This is a genomic window from Clostridia bacterium (genome assembly GCA_028698525.1).
Classification (GTDB): Bacteria; Bacillota; Clostridia; order JAQVDB01; family JAQVDB01; genus JAQVDB01.
Genome location: JAQVDB010000016.1, coordinates 17737 through 36451 on the forward strand (window position 1 = coordinate 17737; position 18715 = coordinate 36451).

21 protein-coding genes are annotated in these 18715 nt (G+C 35.5%); 2 read left to right on the forward strand and 19 right to left on the reverse strand.

Features of this window, described 5'->3' with window-relative positions; genetic code table 11:
• Positions 1–38: 38 nt before the first annotated feature.
• From fabG to pta, 10 genes are all read right to left on the reverse strand, one after another.
• Entirely contained in the window at positions 39–782 is a 744-nt protein-coding gene (gene fabG / locus PHP06_03650) for a 3-oxoacyl-[acyl-carrier-protein] reductase (GenBank protein ID MDD3839647.1), read from the reverse strand.
• A 4-nt stretch (positions 783–786) separates the two neighbouring features.
• Positions 787–1719 carry an ACP S-malonyltransferase gene (gene fabD, locus PHP06_03655; protein MDD3839648.1) on the reverse strand — a complete coding sequence of 311 codons (933 nt, stop codon included), beginning with the start codon at positions 1717–1719 and terminating at the stop codon, positions 787–789.
• Positions 1712–2665 (reverse strand): enoyl-[acyl-carrier-protein] reductase FabK, encoded by a 954-nt coding sequence (gene fabK / locus PHP06_03660; protein MDD3839649.1) that lies wholly within the window; start codon positions 2663–2665, stop codon positions 1712–1714. Before fabK ends, fabD begins: the two co-directional genes overlap by 8 nt.
• Positions 2662–3684 carry a ketoacyl-ACP synthase III gene (locus PHP06_03665; GenBank protein ID MDD3839650.1) on the reverse strand — a complete coding sequence of 341 codons (1023 nt, stop codon included), beginning with the start codon at positions 3682–3684 and terminating at the stop codon, positions 2662–2664. Before PHP06_03665 ends, fabK begins: the two co-directional genes overlap by 4 nt.
• Positions 3677–4681: a phosphate acyltransferase PlsX gene (plsX, locus tag PHP06_03670; GenBank protein ID MDD3839651.1), complete on the reverse strand. Its 1005-nt coding sequence runs from the start codon at positions 4679–4681 to the stop codon at positions 3677–3679. The genes PHP06_03665 and plsX overlap by 8 nt, the downstream gene beginning before the upstream one ends.
• 13 nt (positions 4682–4694) lie before the next feature.
• Positions 4695–5261: a transcription factor FapR gene (gene fapR, locus PHP06_03675; protein ID MDD3839652.1), complete on the reverse strand. Its 567-nt coding sequence runs from the start codon at positions 5259–5261 to the stop codon at positions 4695–4697.
• 154 nt (positions 5262–5415) lie between these two features.
• A complete protein-coding gene (gene rpmF / locus PHP06_03680) occupies positions 5416–5592 on the reverse strand; it encodes a 50S ribosomal protein L32 (protein MDD3839653.1) in 177 nt (58 codons plus the stop codon).
• Entirely contained in the window at positions 5549–6109 is a 561-nt protein-coding gene (locus PHP06_03685) for a DUF177 domain-containing protein (GenBank protein MDD3839654.1), read from the reverse strand. Before PHP06_03685 ends, rpmF begins: the two co-directional genes overlap by 44 nt.
• Before the next feature lie 74 nt (positions 6110–6183).
• A complete protein-coding gene (locus PHP06_03690) occupies positions 6184–7383 on the reverse strand; it encodes an acetate kinase (protein ID MDD3839655.1) in 1200 nt (399 codons plus the stop codon).
• A 22-nt stretch (positions 7384–7405) separates the two neighbouring features.
• Entirely contained in the window at positions 7406–8395 is a 990-nt protein-coding gene (pta, locus tag PHP06_03695) for a phosphate acetyltransferase (GenBank protein MDD3839656.1), read from the reverse strand.
• Between the two features lie 147 nt (positions 8396–8542).
• Between pta and PHP06_03700 the strand changes: the two genes are divergently transcribed.
• Positions 8543–9778, forward strand: a complete 1236-nt coding sequence (locus PHP06_03700; GenBank protein ID MDD3839657.1) for a nucleotidyltransferase — start codon at positions 8543–8545, stop codon at positions 9776–9778.
• Here PHP06_03700 and PHP06_03705 read toward each other — a convergent pair.
• Positions 9773–10531 carry a patatin-like phospholipase family protein gene (locus tag PHP06_03705; GenBank protein MDD3839658.1) on the reverse strand — a complete coding sequence of 253 codons (759 nt, stop codon included), beginning with the start codon at positions 10529–10531 and terminating at the stop codon, positions 9773–9775. The genes PHP06_03700 and PHP06_03705 overlap by 6 nt on opposite strands.
• A gap of 84 nt (positions 10532–10615) precedes the next feature.
• Here PHP06_03705 and ylbJ point away from each other — a divergent pair, with 84 nt between their 5' ends.
• On the forward strand, positions 10616–11893 hold the full coding sequence (ylbJ, locus tag PHP06_03710) for a sporulation integral membrane protein YlbJ (protein ID MDD3839659.1): 1278 nt from the start codon (positions 10616–10618) through the stop codon (positions 11891–11893).
• Positions 11894–11899: 6 nt separating this feature from the next.
• On the opposite strand, the gene PHP06_03715 is transcribed toward ylbJ, so the two are convergent.
• The 8 genes from PHP06_03715 to PHP06_03750 form a co-directional block, all read right to left on the reverse strand.
• Positions 11900–12340 (reverse strand): ATPase, encoded by a 441-nt coding sequence (locus PHP06_03715; GenBank protein ID MDD3839660.1) that lies wholly within the window; start codon positions 12338–12340, stop codon positions 11900–11902.
• Positions 12341–12352: 12 nt separating this feature from the next.
• Positions 12353–12835: a pantetheine-phosphate adenylyltransferase gene (gene coaD, locus PHP06_03720; protein MDD3839661.1), complete on the reverse strand. Its 483-nt coding sequence runs from the start codon at positions 12833–12835 to the stop codon at positions 12353–12355.
• Complete coding sequence (gene rsmD, locus PHP06_03725) at positions 12804–13385, reverse strand: 16S rRNA (guanine(966)-N(2))-methyltransferase RsmD (protein ID MDD3839662.1); 582 nt, start codon at positions 13383–13385, stop codon at positions 12804–12806. Before rsmD ends, coaD begins: the two co-directional genes overlap by 32 nt.
• 467 nt (positions 13386–13852) lie before the next feature.
• Positions 13853–14062: an alpha/beta-type small acid-soluble spore protein gene (locus PHP06_03730; GenBank protein MDD3839663.1), complete on the reverse strand. Its 210-nt coding sequence runs from the start codon at positions 14060–14062 to the stop codon at positions 13853–13855.
• Between the two features lie 128 nt (positions 14063–14190).
• Entirely contained in the window at positions 14191–14394 is a 204-nt protein-coding gene (locus tag PHP06_03735; protein MDD3839664.1) for an alpha/beta-type small acid-soluble spore protein, read from the reverse strand.
• 72 nt (positions 14395–14466) lie between these two features.
• Positions 14467–16527, reverse strand: a complete 2061-nt coding sequence (gene recG, locus PHP06_03740) for an ATP-dependent DNA helicase RecG (protein ID MDD3839665.1) — start codon at positions 16525–16527, stop codon at positions 14467–14469.
• 83 nt (positions 16528–16610) lie between these two features.
• Positions 16611–18239, reverse strand: a complete 1629-nt coding sequence (locus PHP06_03745) for a DAK2 domain-containing protein (protein ID MDD3839666.1) — start codon at positions 18237–18239, stop codon at positions 16611–16613.
• Positions 18240–18258: 19 nt separating this feature from the next.
• Positions 18259–18609 carry an Asp23/Gls24 family envelope stress response protein gene (locus tag PHP06_03750; GenBank protein MDD3839667.1) on the reverse strand — a complete coding sequence of 117 codons (351 nt, stop codon included), beginning with the start codon at positions 18607–18609 and terminating at the stop codon, positions 18259–18261.
• Positions 18610–18715 lie beyond the last annotated feature (106 nt).

Consider the following 18715-nt stretch of genomic DNA (forward strand, 5'->3'; position numbering starts at 1 on the left):
TCACCTCCCTTCAACCACACTGCCACAATATGATATTATTACATTATCATTCCTCCGTCAACATTTATTATCTGCCCGGTTATGTAGCTAGATGATTCGCTAGCCAGAAAAGCAACTACTTCCGCTACATCTTCCGGCATGCCATATCTTTTTAAGGGAATATCCTTTAATATCTCCTTTTTTACGCTATCGCTTAAAGCGGCTGTCATATCAGTTTCGATAAAGCCAGGTGCTACAGCATTAACATTTATTTTTCTTGAAGCTAATTCCCTGGCAATACTCTTTGTAAACCCGATAATCCCTGATTTTGCAGCAGCGTAGTTTGACTGACCAGCATTCCCTGCTATTGCCACCACAGAAGTTACATTTATTATTTTCCCATATCTCTTTTTTATCATCTGTCTAGAACAAACTTTAGTACAATTATATGTCCCTGTTAGGTTAATATTCAATACATCATTCCAATCCTTTTGTTTCATCCTGATGAGTAAAGCATCCCTTGTAAGTCCCGCATTATTAATAAGTATATCTACGCTTCCATATTTTTTTGTACAGAAATCAAATAAACTTTCTACCTCATCAATACTAGATACATCAGCTTTATATATACTAGCCTCGCCTCCCTTTGAAATGATTTTTTCCAAAACCTGTTGAGCTTTATCTTTATTTTTGTTGTAATTGATTACAACTGAAGCATTTAATGAAGCAAGTTTTGTAGCTATAGCCTCTCCAATTCCTCTTGAACCTCCAGTAACAACCGCCACCTTGTGGGATAAATCCATTTAATCAACTCCTAAATTCACTTTTTATTTTCAAAAATGTGTTTTTATCCTCAACATTAAAAACCTTTACATTTTTATTTGTCTTTTTAACAAAAGAAGTCAGTATCCTGCCTGGACCAATTTCAATAAATGTATCTACACCTGAATCGATCATCTTATTTATAGAATCTTCCCAAAACACTGGACTGCTCACTTGACGAATGAGCATATCGACTATCTGATCGGCACTTACAAAATCCGCTGTCACATTACTCACAACTGGAATATTCAGCTTATCTATCTCCACATTTTCAAAAGCATATTTTAGTTTCTCTCCTGCCCCTTTTAACAGAACAGTATGAAACGGAGCAGTTACTTTCAAGCGAATTACTCTTCGTGCTCCTGCCTTTTTGCAAAGTTGTTCCGCTTTCTCTAAAGCAGGCATTTCTCCTGCAATTACAATCTGTCCAGGGCAATTATAATTTACTGCTTGTACCACCCCATTTTGCCGTGATAATTCACAGCAGCTTTCTACCTCCTCTCTTTGCAATCCAATAACAGCAGACATACCTCCCTTGCCTAACGGGACTGCTCGCTGCATATACATTCCACGTTTTCTTACAATTCTAATTGCATCTTTTAACTCTAAAGCCCCTGAAGCCACCAATGCAGAGTATTCTCCAAGACTTAATCCTGCAGCTACATCGGGTTTTATATTTAACGTTTCTACCGCTTTCATGATAGCTATGCTAGTAGCCAAAACACATGGCTGGGTATATTCTGTCTTATTTATTTCATCCTCAGGCCCTATAAAACAGAGTTCTTTCACATCTATATCAATTAATCCGGCAATTGAATCATATACTTGCATAGCTTCAGAATACTTTAAAGCTATCTCTTTACCCATTCCAACATATTGTGCTCCTTGCCCTGGAAAAATAAATGCCGTCTTACTCATCTTTATCACTCATTCTTTTTAACTTATCTATAGTATTCTCCGCATCCTTTATTACTTGCTCAATCACTTGACTAGTTTTTGATATATCCTTAATTATACCGGATATCTGCCCTGCCATAACTGAACCAAAATCCACATCCCCATCTATAACCGCATTTTTTAAACTTCCAGCCCCTAATTTTTCTATATCCTCTATTGATATCCCATTATCTTCAAACTTTTTAAACTGCCGGGCAAGTTTGTTTTTAAGTATTCTAACCGGATGACCTGTTGTTAATCCTGTAATTGTGGAACTCCTATCTTTTGCCTTCATTATCGCTTGTTTATAATTTATATGAACTGTACATTCCTGAGTACATATAAATCTTGTCCCCATTTGAATACCTTTAGCGCCTAAACTCAAGGCTGCAGCTAATCCTCTTCCATCACCTATACCTCCTGCAGCAATAACAGGTATATCCACTCCATCGACTACTTGTGGAACCAATGTAAAAGTAGTTAGTTCGCCTACATGTCCACCGGCTTCATGTCCCTCTGCAATAACAGCATCAGCACCTTGTTTTTCCATTCTCTTAGCAAGTGCAACAGACGAAATAACAGGAATAACTTTTATACCTTTATTCTTGAGTTTGCCCATATACTTTCCTGGATTGCCTGCACCAGTTGTCACTACAGGTATATTCTCACTACATACAAGCTCTACAATATCTTCTGAATATGGAGATAAAAGCATTATATTCACTCCAAAAGGTCGTTGTGTCAGTTTTTTAGCTTTTTTTATCTCCTGTTCTATTACCTCTACAGGAGCATTCCCTGCTCCAATAATCCCCAAACCTCCTGAATTAGACACAGCTCCCGCAAGTTCAGCTGTTGCTACCCAAGCCATTCCCCCTTGGATTATGGGGTATTTAATATCTAATAATTCACAAATTTCTGTCAATATCATATGATTTCCTCCCCGATATCATGTTTAGACCATTTTATTAGACAGGAGCCCCAAGTTAGACCTCCGCCGAAAGCCACAAGCAAAACATTGTCACCATTTTTTATCCTGCCTAATTTACACGCCTGATCAAGTGATACAGGTATTGAGGCAGAAGAGATATTTCCGTATTTTTGAATGTTTGTGAATATTCTTTCTTTGTTTATATTCATTTTCCTAGCTGCTAAATCGATTATTCTCATATTAGCCTGATGTGGTATGAAGATATCTACATCATCTACATCCATTTCACATTGGGAGAGCACATCCCGGGCTGCCCTTTCCATTGTCTTAACAGCAAACTTGAAAACTTGTTTTCCTTCCATCTTTATATAATGCATCCTGTTTTTGACTGTCATGATGGAGGCCGGATTTTTAGAACCGCCAGCCTCCATCCTCAAAAGGTCTGCCCCTGAACCATCTGCACCTAATTTAACAGACATTATACCGTATCCTTGCTGTACCCTAGACACTACCGCCGCTCCTGCCCCGTCTCCAAACAACACACAAGTTTTCCTGTCGCTCCAATCTGTGATTTTTGAAAGTGTCTCTGAACCGATCACCAGAATGTTCTCATAAACTCCACCTTCTATAAACTGCTTTGCAACAGATATAGAATACATAAACCCTGAACAGGCAGCTTCTATATCAAATGCTGCAGCTCTTGTGGCTCCTATTTTTTGTTGAACCAGACAGGCTGTGGATGGAAACATCATATCCGGTGTAACAGTAGATACTATAATCAGATCTAGTTGACTTGCCGACATATTACAATCATTCAATGCATTGATAGCAGCCTTTGCTGCCAAATCAGAACAAGCAGTTTTACTATCTGTTATTCTTCTTTCTTTGATGCCCGTTCTGCTGGTTATCCATTCATCAGAAGTATCCACCATATTTTCTAAGTCTTTATTTGTAAACTTTGTTTCAGGCAAATAGCTACCAGTTCCAAGTATGCCTGCAGTGTACAAACCTTTACCCATCATTTATCCCCTCTGTCAAATGTTCTTTAATAATACTTATTACTTTATTTTTATCAAATAAAACCGATTGCTTTATGGCATTTTTTATAGCATTTTCATTTGAACTGCCATGGGCTTTTACGACAAGTCCGTCTATTCCTAACAGCGGTGCTCCGCCATATTCAGTATAATCAAGTTTATTTTTAATATTCTTAAGACCAGGCTTTAAAATACCTGCAGCAGCCTTGCTAAATATGTTTCTAGTGAACTCCTCTTTTAGCAGTGAAAACAATGCTCCTGCAGTTCCTTCAATCAATTTTAATACTACGTTTCCCACAAAACCATCGCAAACAAGGACATCAACCTTGCCTGCCGGAATATCCCTTGCCTCAATATTGCCATAAAAATTCAGATCGCTTTCTTTTAATATTTTGAAGGCATCCTTTGCAAGTTCATTTCCTTTATGGGATTCTGTTCCTATATTCACTAATCCTATTGAGGGTCGATCTACACCCATCACTTTATTCATATAAACTGCACCCATCAATGCAAACTGATAGAGTTGCACTGGTGTACAGTCTGTATTTGCACCTGAATCGATAAGTAAACTACCCTTGCTCAATGTTGGTATAACAGGAGAAAGAGCGGGTCGTTTTATACCTTTTATCCTGCCTACTTTTAAAAAGGACCCTGCAAGAAGTGCCCCTGTATTGCCGGCAGAAATAAACGCATTTACTTCACCCCGTTTGAGCATCTCAAGACCTTTTACCATAGATGAATCCTTTTTAGTTTTTATCCCTCGCACAGGCTCATCCTCATTTAATATCTGCTGGGTAGCATTATATATCTGTATCCTAGAACCGGTATAACCAAACTTTTCCATATAGCCCTCTATAGCTTTTTGGCTTCCCACCAATACTATCTCTGCATCCTTATATTCATTTACAGCATCAATACATCCTTTTACAGTTACCTCAGGCCCTCTATCTCCACCCATGGCATCCACAGCTATTTTCATCGAACAATTCCTCCTATTCTCTTTCTATAGAAACAAGGATGAACTTTCCCCTGAATGCTTCTTTTTGCTTTACCTTTATTTTAACCCATACGAAATATTTGTTGCCTCTTACCCTTATAACTTCAGCTTTTGCTACCAGCTTTTCCCCTGCTTTAATCGGGATCTTGTATTTTATATTTGCAACACCAGTTAGGGCAACCTTTGCATCGATTACAGCTATTGCAAGAGATTCTGCCTGAGCATATATATAATGCCCCCTGACAACATTGGTTTTTTCAAATACCATAGTAGTATCTGTTTGCAGGATAGAAATAGCACTTTTCCCAAGCTCCAAATCAATCAGTTCACCTACTATTTCGCTTCCTCCCAATGTTTTAACCTTCATATAATTTTTTTCTGCTACACCTTTTATTCTTTCTCTAAGCTCGGAAATACCTAGCTCCATTCTATCCAGCCTAATAGTCTGAATACTCACGTTGAATATTTCACTTAACTCTTCATCGGTCAAAAACGGATCTTCTTTTAATTTTCTCTGCAGTAATCTATGTCTTTCCTTCTTTCCTATAGATTTGCGTGACATAAAAATCACTCCTAACAACAGTACTTAATATTAGTACCTGCTAGTAATATTAAGTATATAGTATTTTTTATTTGTTTTCAACACTTTTGTTGATAAATTTATACACATGCAGCATGAAATACATAAAATTAAAAGAGTAGTGGTCACTACTCTTTTAGTCTTGGTCTACAACTTTCTTTCCTTTATAATATCCGCAGCTAGCACAAACCCTGTGAGGTAATCTAGGTTCGTTGCATTGCGGGCAAGTAACCACATTTGGACTTGCAAGCTTATAATTAGCCCTTCTTTTATCTCTTCTCGCTTTTGACGTTCTCCTCTTTGGCACAGCCATTAGGTTCCACCTCCTTATCCTCTTTAAACAAGTCTTTCAAAGCAGATAATCTGATATCGATATCATCATGCTCTACACAATTGCAGTCTTGATAATTAAGATTTGTACCGCATTGTTGACATAATCCTTTACAATCATCCTTGCAAAGAGATTTTGTTGGAATTGAAAGCAATATATTTTCTTGTATAAGTGGCATTAAATCGATCTCGTTGTCCTTTATTAAATAAATATCCTGTTCCTTAGCTTTATCCCCATCCATAGTAAATTCTTGAAATAAATCAGTATTAATTTCAAATGTAAATGGTTCCAAGCACCTAGAACACTTCAATTGGATTTCACCTTTCATGCTCCCATTCATAATCAAGTTTTCTCCGTCATTGGTCAAAGTTCCATCAATGACTAGTGGCCCTATACTTTGTATATCGGGAAATTCAATTATAATATCACCTTTGTGAACGCTAAATTCAAAATCAATGCTTTTATCTCTGTTTTTTAATATCTGACAAACATCTATCATCAATTTAACCACCTCATGGTATAAACAAAACAATTATAATAAGTGTCAGTACCTTTGTCAAGACAAACAATACTTTATTTGTCAAAAACTATCTCTTGAGTCTCTTGAGCTATCATTAACTCTTCGTTTGTTGGTATTACAACTACCTTAACTTTAGAATCATCTGAGGATATAATGGCTTCTTTTCCTCTAACCTTATTTTTTTGATGGTCAATATGGATATTAAGAAAATCTAATCCATCACAAATTTCTTTTCTTATAAGAGCTGTATTCTCACCAATACCTGCTGTAAAAGCTATTACATCTAATCCTCCCATAGCTGCTGCATAAGCTCCGATGTACTTTTTAACGCTATATATAAACATCTTTAATGCAAGTTCTGCTCTCTTGTTACCTTCAGAAGCTGCTGCTTCTAAATCTCTAAAATCACTGCTGATGCCGGATATACCTAATACACCGGATTTCTTATTCATGTATACATCGATGTCTTGTGGAGACATATTTTCTTTAGTCATCAAAAACGGAACTATCGCCGGATCTATTGAGCCGCATCTGGTGCCCATCGGTAATCCTTCCAAAGGAGTAAGCCCCATGCTTGTATCTACGCACTTCCCATCTTTCACAGCTGATATGCTTGAGCCATTGCCTAGATGGCAGACTATAGTTTTTATCGAATCATATGGAAGATTTAAAAATTTAGCTGTCCTCCTAGAAACATATTTATGGGATGTTCCATGAAAACCGTATCTTCTGATAGAATATTTTTCGTACACTTCATAAGGCAGTGCATACATATATGCTTCCTCTGGCATTGTTTGATGGAATGCAGTATCAAACACTGCAACCATAGGAGTATCAGGCATTACTTTTTCGCAAGCCTCTATACCCATCAGATTTGCAGGATTATGAAGTGGTCCCAAATCAAAATTGTCTCTTATAGCTTTTTTTACCTGTGCATCAACAACAACTGATTCAATAAATTTATTACCACCATGCAATACTCTGTGGCCAACTGCAGCTATTTCATCCATGCTCTTTATAGCTCCATGCTTTTTATCAACAAGCATTTTTATCACTTGATTCATAGCTTCAGTGTGATCTTTCATATCCTTTTCTATTTCTACTTCTCCGTTTTCAGCAGTCTTATGTTTTAAAATAGAACCTTCTATTCCTATTCTCTCCACATTGCCTTTTGATATTACATCTTGATTGTCCATATCAATCAACTGATATTTCAACGAAGAACTTCCACAATTAATTACTAATATATTCATTGCTTATTAACCTCCCCTTATATTATTCCTGAGATTGAACAGATGTAATAGCAGTCACATTTACTATATCCTCTACACTGCATCCTCTTGACAAATCATTTATAGGTTTAGCTAGTCCTTGGCATACAGGACCAATAGCTTCTGCCCCAGCAAGTCTCTGTACAAGCTTATAACCGATATTTCCTGCCTGAAGATCAGGGAATACCAAAATATTCGCTTGACCAGCTACTTTGCTTGAAGGTGCTTTAAGGTTTGCAACTTTTTCAACCAATGCTGCATCGGCCTGTAATTCCCCATCTAGCATCAGGTCAGGTGCTTTTTGTTTTGCTATCTCAGTAGCTTGTACCACTTTATCCACCAATTCGTTGCTTGCACTCCCTTTTGTAGAAAAAGATAACATAGCCACTTTAGGCTCTATTCCAGCCAATTTCTTTGCTGTTTCAGCAGAGGATAACGCAATTGCTGCCAATTGCTCTGCATCAGGATTGGGATTTACTGCGCAATCTGCAAATACCAATATCCCGTTTTCTCCATAATCTGAGTTTTTAAGTACCATCAAAAAGCAGCTTGAAACCACAGAAATGCCGGGTGCTGTTTTTACAATTTGAAAAGCAGGTCTCAATACATCACCTGTAGCATTTATTGAACCTGCCACCATACCATCTGCATCCCCGGTTTTAACCATCATAACTCCATAATACAGTGGATCCTTCATAATCTCTCTGGCCTTCTCAATAGTCATACCTTTTTTCTTTCTTAATTCACAAAACTGTGTAGAATAGTCTTCAAATTTATCTGAAAAAGCAGGATCAATAATCTGGGCACCTGCTATATCCAAACCGTCAGCCAGGCTTTTTATCTGCTTTTCATCGCCTAACAAGGTTACTTCTGCGATGCCTTCCTTCAATATTTTTTCAGTAGCCTTAACTACACGTTCTTCAGCGCCTTCTGCTAGCACTATTCTTTTTTTGTTGGTTTTCGCTTTCTCTTTTATCTGATCTAAAAGCGTCATTATTATATCTCCTTTCTGAATGTTAATATATAGACAATGAAATTGCATAACTCAGTAAAAATTCTACATTAATATTAAAAATCCTTCTTTTTACTGATATAATTATAACAATCATATATATTATAGTTAATATCTGAGGTGAATTCAATGAAAGTAGCAGGAATAATATCAGAATATAATCCTTTTCATAATGGCCACCTTTATCATATACAAGAAACCAAACGTCGTACAGATGCAGATTACATAATCTGTGTCATGAACGGAAATTTTATGCAGCGAGGAGAAGCCGCCCTAGTCAATAAATGGGCAAGAACTGAAATGGCATTGAAAGGTGGTGCCGACATAGTGGTAGAACTTCCAGTAATCTTTGGAGTGCAGAGCGGAGAATTGTTTTCCTATGCTGGTGTTAAAATACTTGATAGCTTAAATATAGTTGATTTTATATCCTTCGGAAGCGAATGTGGCAATATTCAATCGCTAAATAAGATAGCTGATATATTAAAAGATGAACCTAGTGCTTATAAACGGCTCTTAAAGGGATATCTGAAAAAAGGACATTCTTTTGCAAAGGCAAGACAGCAGGCTATATCTCATTACTTGAATGAGGATATGTCATCAATAATTTCTTCTCCTAATAATATATTAGCTATAGAGTATTTAAAGGCATTGAAAAGAATAGACAGCAATATGACACCAATAACTATAAAGAGAAAAGGAGCAAGCTATAGTTCCCATCGCTTAAACAAAAAAATATCCAGTGCAACGGCTATTCGTACATTAATAAAAAATAATTCAATTAAATCAAAAGAATTAGAAAACAATATGCCAATGCCGATATTAGAAATTCTACACAGGGAATTTGAAATGGGACGGGGACCTATCTTTTTAGATTCATTTGAGCAAATAGTATTATATGAATTAAGGAAAAAGGATCCAGATAATCTGTTAAAATATATGGATATATCGGAAGGATTGGAAAATAGGATACTTAGAAATTCAAAAAAATACGGTTTTCTTAGAGAACTGTTGAGAAAAACCAAAACTAAAAGATATGCATATACCAGATTAAGCAGAATATTGGTAAATATAATGCTGGACATAACCGAAAATAAAATCAAACTTTTGATGCAAAACGGAGGTCCTCAGTATATAAGAATATTAGGTTTTTCACGAAATGCTACACATCTCGTTTCATATATAAATAAAAATAGTTCCCTGCCTGTGATAAATAAAATCCCTAAGCACCTCAATATATCCAATAAACTTTTGATAGAAATGATACAAAAAGAAATATTCGCCACAGATATTTATACCCTGGGATACCAAAATGAAAGAGAAAGGAGGGCAGGGATGGATCATATTATGAAACCTGTAATCCTATAGTCTTGCCTTCAATTCATTTACTACTTCTAATGAAGCTTCTCTTCCCAGCTTCACACATTCCTCTACATTATTAAAATTGGCAGGATTGACATTTTTAACATCCGGCCTGATCAAATAATCGCTTTCTATTATTTTGGTATTAGCTATTTCCAATTCCATAACTTCTATTGACTGGAGTATCACCTCTAGAATGTTTGTAGCTTTTTTATGCGCACCTGCAAACCCAACATCTACTGCAACAACAATGTCTGCCCCCATATCTCTTACCGCTTGAACAGGAACCCTGTCAGCAACACCTCCATCAACTAATAGAGAGTCACCTTTTTCTACCGGAACAAATATACCAGGTATTGCAATACTAGCCCTCACAGCTTCACTTACGCTACCTTCTCTTATAACGACACTTCGAGAGTTATTTAAATCAGTTGCCATGACTGATAATGGAATTTTTAGATCTTCAAATTCAGCTTTTTGCGTCAGTATATCTATCAATTCTACAATTTTTTTGCCTGCAATAAATCCTTTTCTTGGAACTATAAAATCCATATATTTTTTTTGTTCTAACTGCATTCCAATTTTTTCAATCATGTGTGCAGATACACCGCTACAATAAAGAGCGCCGATTAAAGCACCTATGCTGCTACCGGCGATACAATCTACCTTAATATTATTTTCCTCAAATACTTGTAGTACACCTATATGGGATAATCCCCTTGCAGCCCCAGCTCCTAGAGCTAATCCGATCTTGTACATGTTCACCACTCCTGAATCAAAGTCATAAAATAAATTTTCTATTAATATATATGAAGAAAGGCCTAAAATATACCGGAGGATAATATGTATCTATTGATACTCATACCCACAATAATACTGGCAATCCTTTTATTTAAATTCAAAACAACCAAAACAATGAAAATATACATAACTGCAATGATGGCATTAGTATTTACCATCCTTATTATTTTATATCCACAGCAATCCTATCAATCGGGACTAGACGGGCTTAAAATGTGGTTTAATGTTGTTTTCCCGGCCCTATTCCCTTTTTTTGTGGGTTCAGAGATACTGATAAATCTAGGATTGGTAAATTTTATAGGGATATTCCTACAGCCATTGATGGCACCATTGTTCAACGTGCCTGGTAGCGGGTCTTTCGTATTTGCTATGAGTGTCACATCAGGCTACCCTATGGGAGCAAAATTGACTTCCCGATTGAGGCAGGATAAAGTAATCACTAAAATTCAAGGTGAAAGATTGCTATCTTTTTGCAATACATCCGGTCCACTATTTGTAATAGGCGCTGTAGGTGTAGGAATGTTTAACTCCACAAAAGTAGGCATTATAATTTTAATATCACATTATCTGGCATGTATAACTACAGGAATCATTTTTAGGTTTTATAAATACCAAAAAGATTCATGTAAAAGCATACCGATAAAAACAAATATATTTAAAGCTGCCTTTCATCAACTATATAAGGCTCAAATAAATAATAAAAAAAGTTTTGGTTCTCTATTGGGAAGCGCCATTAAAGACTCTATAAATTCAATATTATCAATAGGTGGATTCATAATAATCTTCTCTGTAATGATAGGTATTTTCTCTAATATAGGCATAGTAAATATTTTATCAGATATTCTCTATATATGTACAAAATTTTTAAATATCCACCCTACATTGTATAAAGGCATAGCAAGTGGAGCTCTGGAAATCACTACCGGATGTAACAAAATAAGTTCTTTACCTTTGGTGCCAATTCACCAAAAAATTTTTGCCACAGCTGCTGTGATTACTTGGGGTGGAATATCAGTTCATTCTCAAACAGCCAGCTTTATTAGCAAAACCGATATATCCCTCACCCCTTATATATATGCTAAAATCATCCAGTCCATACTTGCAGGATTTTATAGCCTGCTGATAATGCCATTTTTTAACATCCGTTCTCAAGTCATCACTCAATCAGTATTTAGTGTAGATATGCACAACTCAACCTTTTGGGATAAAATCGCCTTTACTTCTAAATCTTTTATATATGTATCAGTATTAATTTTATTAGTAGGTTTAATTATTTATATAAACAAACAAATCTATAAGTCCTTTAAAAAAATAGAATAAAAAATTTTATCTTCTTAATTCCTCTCTGTTATTTTTTATCTCCGACAATAAATTGTTCAGATTACGTTCAAGCTTGTCCAAAATTTGATCGGCATATTCCCTTGATCCAACTCTTATTTCTCTCGCGCTCTTGTTTGCGTTTGATATTATCTTTTGAGCCTGTATTTCGGCTTTTTTGATAATTTCACTCTGATTAACCATGGACTTGATATGCTCTTCTGCTTCACTCAATATAATCTCTGATTGCTTTTGAGCATCTATTAATATCTTTTGTCTTTCTGTTTTTATAAATTGGGCTTCTTTCAATTGATCAGGGAAGTTTATTCTTATATCCTTAATCAATCCAAAAATCTTTTCTTTATCTATCAATCCATTTGAAGTAAAAGGAATTGTAAAGGCGTTCTCTATTTCCTCCTCTAACTCATTCAACAAATCTAATATCTCCAAACTGATGGCCTCCTATCGCAATTTATTTAAAATAGTTTTTAAAACGACATCGGGTACCAATCCTTTTATGCAACCATTTAAACTTCCTACTTCTTTTATCATGCTAGAACTTAAATATGAATATTCTTTGCTGGTCATCATAAATATGGTTTCTATCTCATTATCCAATTTTCTATTCATTAAAGCCATTTGAAATTCATACTCAAAATCCGAAACGGCTCTCAATCCTTTTACAATGATATTAGCATTGTTTTGTCGCATAAAGTCCACTAGAAGTCCATCAAAACCTTTCACCTCAATATCCTTTAGATTCTGTTGTTTAACACTCTTGCTTATCATATCTATTCGTTCTTCCATAGTAAAAAGAGGTGATTTATTAGGGTTATTAATCACTCCTACTATCAGCTTATCAAATATTTTTGTTGATCTTTTAATTATATCTATATGACCATTTGTAACCGGGTCAAAACTCCCCGGATAAACTCCTATCTTCATTTTTGCCTCCTTTGATATAAAAAGTTATACAAGTATCACCGTATTTTTTGTTCTTCCACTGGATAAGATCTTTAACCTCCTGCGGGAAGACCTCTCGTGCACTGTGCTCTACCACTACTAATCCTCGCTCATCAAGAATATCATATGCCGAAATTTTTTCAATCACCGGAATACCTAATTTTTTTAGATAGGGAGGATCTATGAATATTAAATCATATTTATTTCCTTTTAAGCAACCTAATTTACTCTCCACCCTACCTTTAATTATGGTAGATCTCTCCGAAAAACCCATCGAATTCACATTCTCATATATGGTCTTTATACATACAGGACTAACATCGATAAAAGTTACATTTCGTGCCCCCCTGCTCAGACATTCCAAGCCTAGATTGCCAGTACCGGAAAACAAATCCAATACAATGCTGGAATCCACCTTATTATAAATTATATTGAAAATAGATTCTTTTACCTTGTCTGATGTAGGTCTAGTATTCATCGTCTTTATAGATTTTATCTTTCTTCCCTTTGCGCTACCCGAAATTATTCTCAACCTGTGTTTTTACCTCCTAACCTTTCACTCTATTCATTTTAGCATAAATTTACTAGGTTTTTAATAGTATAGCTCAGTTTAGGGAATAATTTTGTTGTTTTTGTAGAATAATATATACTGTTAAATAATAATGTTTATTTAACAGTATATATTCCCCATAGAGCTCTTCCTTCAATTTCTCCTCTCCCGACACTGGTGACAAAAGTCACCAGTTTTTTTTGTCAAATATCTATGAGCAACTCATTTACTTTTGTACGGAACATATATAGAAAACGCTCATGCGATAAATATTCGGCTAAAGTAACTAATATTCATTTCATTTGGAAAATACCAAGCTTTCCCCAAACTCGCTAGCGCTCAAACAGGAAAAGCTAAAATAGTGTGCTAGATTTGGAGCACGTATAAAATCCTACACGCATGAAAATAAGGGACGATTATGCGATTCGTCCCTTATTTTATCTATGTTATTAAAAAGTTTTACTAGACATGGATCTTTGAGCCTGCTCTATCATCTTTTTTACCATATTTCCACCGATGTATCCTGCTTCTTTAGCAGTGATATCACCGTTATAGCCTTGCTTAAGATTTACTCCGACTTCGCTGGCTACTTCATACTTCATCTGTTCAAGTGCCTGTCTGGCTTCGGGCACCAATTTTTGATTAGTATTTCTGGCCACTGTTTCACCTCCTGTTTTATCTTCTGTTATTAATTTCTCCACTGATTTAGTTTTTACTCTAGCAAATTATTGTAACAAATAAAAGAATAACCAATACTGGTTATTCTTTTATTTATATTAATATTAAATTATTTCCCTGCCATTGAGCGCTGTGCTTGTTCTATCATCTTCTTAACCATATTTCCACCTACATATCCCGCTTCTTTTGCTGTAAGGTCTCCATTATAACCTTGTTTAAGGTTTACTCCAACTTCGCTAGCTACTTCATATTTCATCTGGTCAAGAGCTTGTCTAGCTTCCGGAACCAGCTTTCTGTTATTTCTAGCCATCATTTCACCTCCTGTTGAAGTTCTAATAATACTTTGCCCATAAATTTTAAATTTTAGACTAGAAATTTATGTATTTTAATTTAATGCTATTTGTTTGATTTTGTTTTTAAAATTTTGAACTGCTATATAAAGTAGCTTTTTGTATTCCTCATTTTCATCGCTCTTATCTATGATTTCTTGGGCTGCTTTTTTTGCTAATTCTAAAATTCTTATATCTTTTGAGAGGTCAGCAATTTTCAGTTCAGGTATTCCGTGCTGTTTTACACCGAAGAATTCGCCCGGTCCTCTAATTTTTAAATCCTTTTCAGCTATTTCGAATCCATCATTAGTATTTACCATCACTTTGATTCTCTCTCTTGCCACCTTGCTTTTTAAATCAGAAATCAGTATACAATAAGCTTGATAATTTCCACGCCCTACCCTTCCTCTCAGCTGGTGAAGCTGTGCTAATCCGAATCTCTCTGCATTTTCTATCACCATAATTGTTGAATTAGGAACATTCACTCCTACTTCTATTACTGTGGTGGACACAAGTATATCTATATCTCCCTGATAAAATTTCTCCATTATATCTTCTTTTTGATTTTCTTTTAACTTTCCATGTAACAACCCAACTTTTATATTGTTAAATCTCTTTTTTGCATAATCGTACAATTGAACAGCTGATATAGCATCTATATTATCTGAATCCTCTATCAGAGAACATACCATGTACACTTGTCTTCCTTTTTTTATTTCATTAAGTATAAATTTTTCCAACCTCTTCCTCATTGACGGGAATATATGATATGTCTTTATCGCTTTTCGTCCCGCAGGTAATTGATCTATAATCGATATATCCAAATCTCCATACAATACATGCATCAGTGTTCTAGGTATGGGCGTAGCAGACATTACAAGTACATCAGGGTTTTCTGCTTTTCTTGCCAATTCTGCCCGTTGAGTCACTCCGAACCTATGTTGTTCATCGGTTATAACTAACCCTAATCTATTAAACTTTATATTAGCTTGTATCACTGAGTGTGTTCCTATGATTACATCAGATACTCCACTTTCTATTTGTTCCAAATGGATCCTTTTCTCCCGTTCAGTCAATCTACTGGTAAGCAATAGGACATTGATACCAAATGGATAGAGCATATTTTTGACAGTTTGATAATGTTGTTCTGCAAGAATTTCAGTAGGAACCATCATAGCACTCTGATAGCCGTTTACCACTGCCTTCAGCATTGCAGTTACTGCGATAACCGTTTTCCCCGATCCTACATCACCCTGAATCAATCTATTCATAGGAAATTTATCTTCCATATCTTTTATCACATCGTCCATTACCATTTGTTGGGCTTCGGTCAATTTATACGGAAGAGTATCTAAAAACTTATATATCTCTTCTTTTCCTCGTAGAAATCTTATTCCTTCCTTGCTTTCTGTATTTTTCTTTTTCAGGAAAAACAGACTTAATTGGAGCATAAATAATTCTTCAAAAACAAGCCGTTCTCTAGCCAAAAGATATGCTTTTTTATTGGCTGGAAAATGTATATCGTGTAACGCCTGCTTTTTTTGAACTAATCTATATTTTTTTAATATATCCTCCGAAAATGTTTCACCAATATTATCTAATGATGTATCAACAACATTTTTCATTATCCTTATCATAGTATTATGAGACAAATTTTTAGTCAATCCATATATAGGGATTATTGATGAAGTGTATAGGTTCTTACCAGTTGAAGTACTTTCCATTATTGGACTATTGATTTGTATTTGTCCAAATCTTCGCTCTACTTTGCCATTGATAAAAAATTCGTCCCCTTTTTTAAATCTTGTTTTCATATACGGCTGATTAAACCATATACAAAAAGCACTGCCTGTTTCATCCTTTACTCTCACCTTGGTTATTGTCAATCTATTCCTAGTTTTAAAATTTTCAGGGGCAGATACTATACTGCATTTTAATGTGTTTTTTTCCCCCAACCTTGCTTCAGATATCTTTCTTATCTCGCTCCGATCATCATACCCCTTAGGAAAGTAATATAAAGCGTCCTCTACCGTGAATATACCTATCTTGTTTAGCAATTTGCTCCTTGCAGGTCCTACTCCTTTTATATATTTTATATCATTGTTTAATATATTCATTTAAATTGCCTCACTCCGATAACCCTTATTAGTTTTAAGGGACGAACTAAAATCAGCTCGTCCCTTAAAACTAATAAAATATTTTATTCAACAGAAATTATATAATAATATACAGGTTGCCCTCCCATATAAAGCTCTACTTCGTAATCCTCATACCGCTGTTCAAGCTCTTTTTTTAATTGCTCACCTTGCTGTTCAGATATTTGATCTCCTGCATATATTGTAATAATTTCGCTATCATCATCTACCATACTATCTATCAGTTCTAAAGCGACTTTATCTATATCAGAGCCCGAGTTGTTTATCTTTTTATCTAAAATACCAAGTATGTCATCTTTTTTTATCTTCATACCATCAAAGTCAGTATCTCTTATAGCATAAGTAACCTGACCGGTCTTAACCATGTTTAGCGCTTCGACCATTCGCTCTACATTCTGATAGACATCTAAATCCTGATTAAATGCAATAAGCGCCGATATGCCTTGTGGTATAGTCTTGGTAGGTATCACATGTATTTTCTTTTCAGTCAAGTGAGTTGTTTGTTCAGCAGTCATTATTATATTGCTATTATTAGGCAATATAATAATATTATCAGAATTTAATTTTTCCACTGCATCCAGTATATCTTCTGCACTTGGATTCATAGTTTGTCCGCCAGATATGACATAGTCTACACCTAGGTCTTTAAAAATCTTTTTCAATCCGTCTCCTGCAGCAACTGCAATTATTGAAATTTCTTTGATTTCCGTAACTTTATCATCTTCGTTATTGATATCATCTTGGTCGTTAAAAACTATACTTCTATGCTGTCTCCTCATATTATCAATTTTGATATCAGAAAGCTCTCCTAATTCTACTGCATATTCCAGTATTTTCCCAGGGTTATTGGTATGTATGTGTACCTTTATGATAGAGTCATCTCCAACTACCAACATTGAGTCTCCATAACCTGATATAGTTTTCCTAAAGGTTTCGATTTTTGTACTTTCGGTATCATTTATTATAAATTCGGTACAATAGCCAAATACTATTTCATCATCAATATGCACCGTGGCGTCTGCCTCTGGATGAACTGTATCGCTAGCGATCTCAAAATCCGTTGATATATCTTGAGTTGCACCCATCAATATATAAATAAGCCCCTTTCCCCCTGCATCTACCACTCCGGCCTGTTTTAATACCGGCAGCATATCAGGAGTTTTCTCCAAAGACCTTTGGGCAGATTTAACAACATCAGCCATAAACTTATTTATATCTTTTTCATTTGGAGCTATTCTAACAGCGTGCTCCGAAGCTTGCCTAGCAACTGTTAATATAGTACCTTCCGTGGGTTTCATAACGGCTTTATATGCAGTTAAAGCTGCCTTTTGAAACGCCTCTGCTAATACTAGTGTACTCGCTTGTTTTTTGCCTCTCAAAGCTTTTGCAAAACCCCTGAGCAGCTGTGAAAGTATAACTCCGGAATTTCCTCTAGCACCTCTCAAGGATCCTTTTGCAGCTAGATCAGCAATCTCCTCAATATTTAAACTGTCTGACTTTTTAATCTCATTAGCTGCAGCCATGAGCGTAAGTGACATATTCGTACCTGTATCTCCATCTGGTACAGGAAATACATTTAAAGCATCCACCTGTTTTTTATTCTTTTCGAGCAGACACGCTGCAGAAATTAAAGCGTTTTTTAAAATTTTCCCATCAACATACTGTAGTTCCAAAGTTGTGCCTCCTTCTCTCTTATACCCTTACACTCTCTATATGTATATTTACAGTGTTTACTTTCATACCGGTTAAATTTTCAATAGTATACTTAACTTTTTTTATTACATTATCTGCAACGGCCTGTATAGATACACCGTACTCAACAATAACAAATAGATCTATTAGAACTTCATCATTTTCTGACTTTACCTTAACACCCCTGCTCAAGTTTTCCGCGCCAAGCAGTTGCACTAATCCATCGGTAGCCCTCTTGGCTGCCATTCCTACTATGCCATAGCATTCAGTAGTTGCTATGCCGGCTAAATTAGCCAACACTTCATCGCTTATATTAATACTTCCCAGCTCATTTTCTATTTTACCGGTCATTTATTAACCTCCCTTTCAACAACACATTTACATACTAAAACTCACATATATATTCTATATTATAACATTAATTGATGCAAACATGACTTATTATTAAATTTTAATG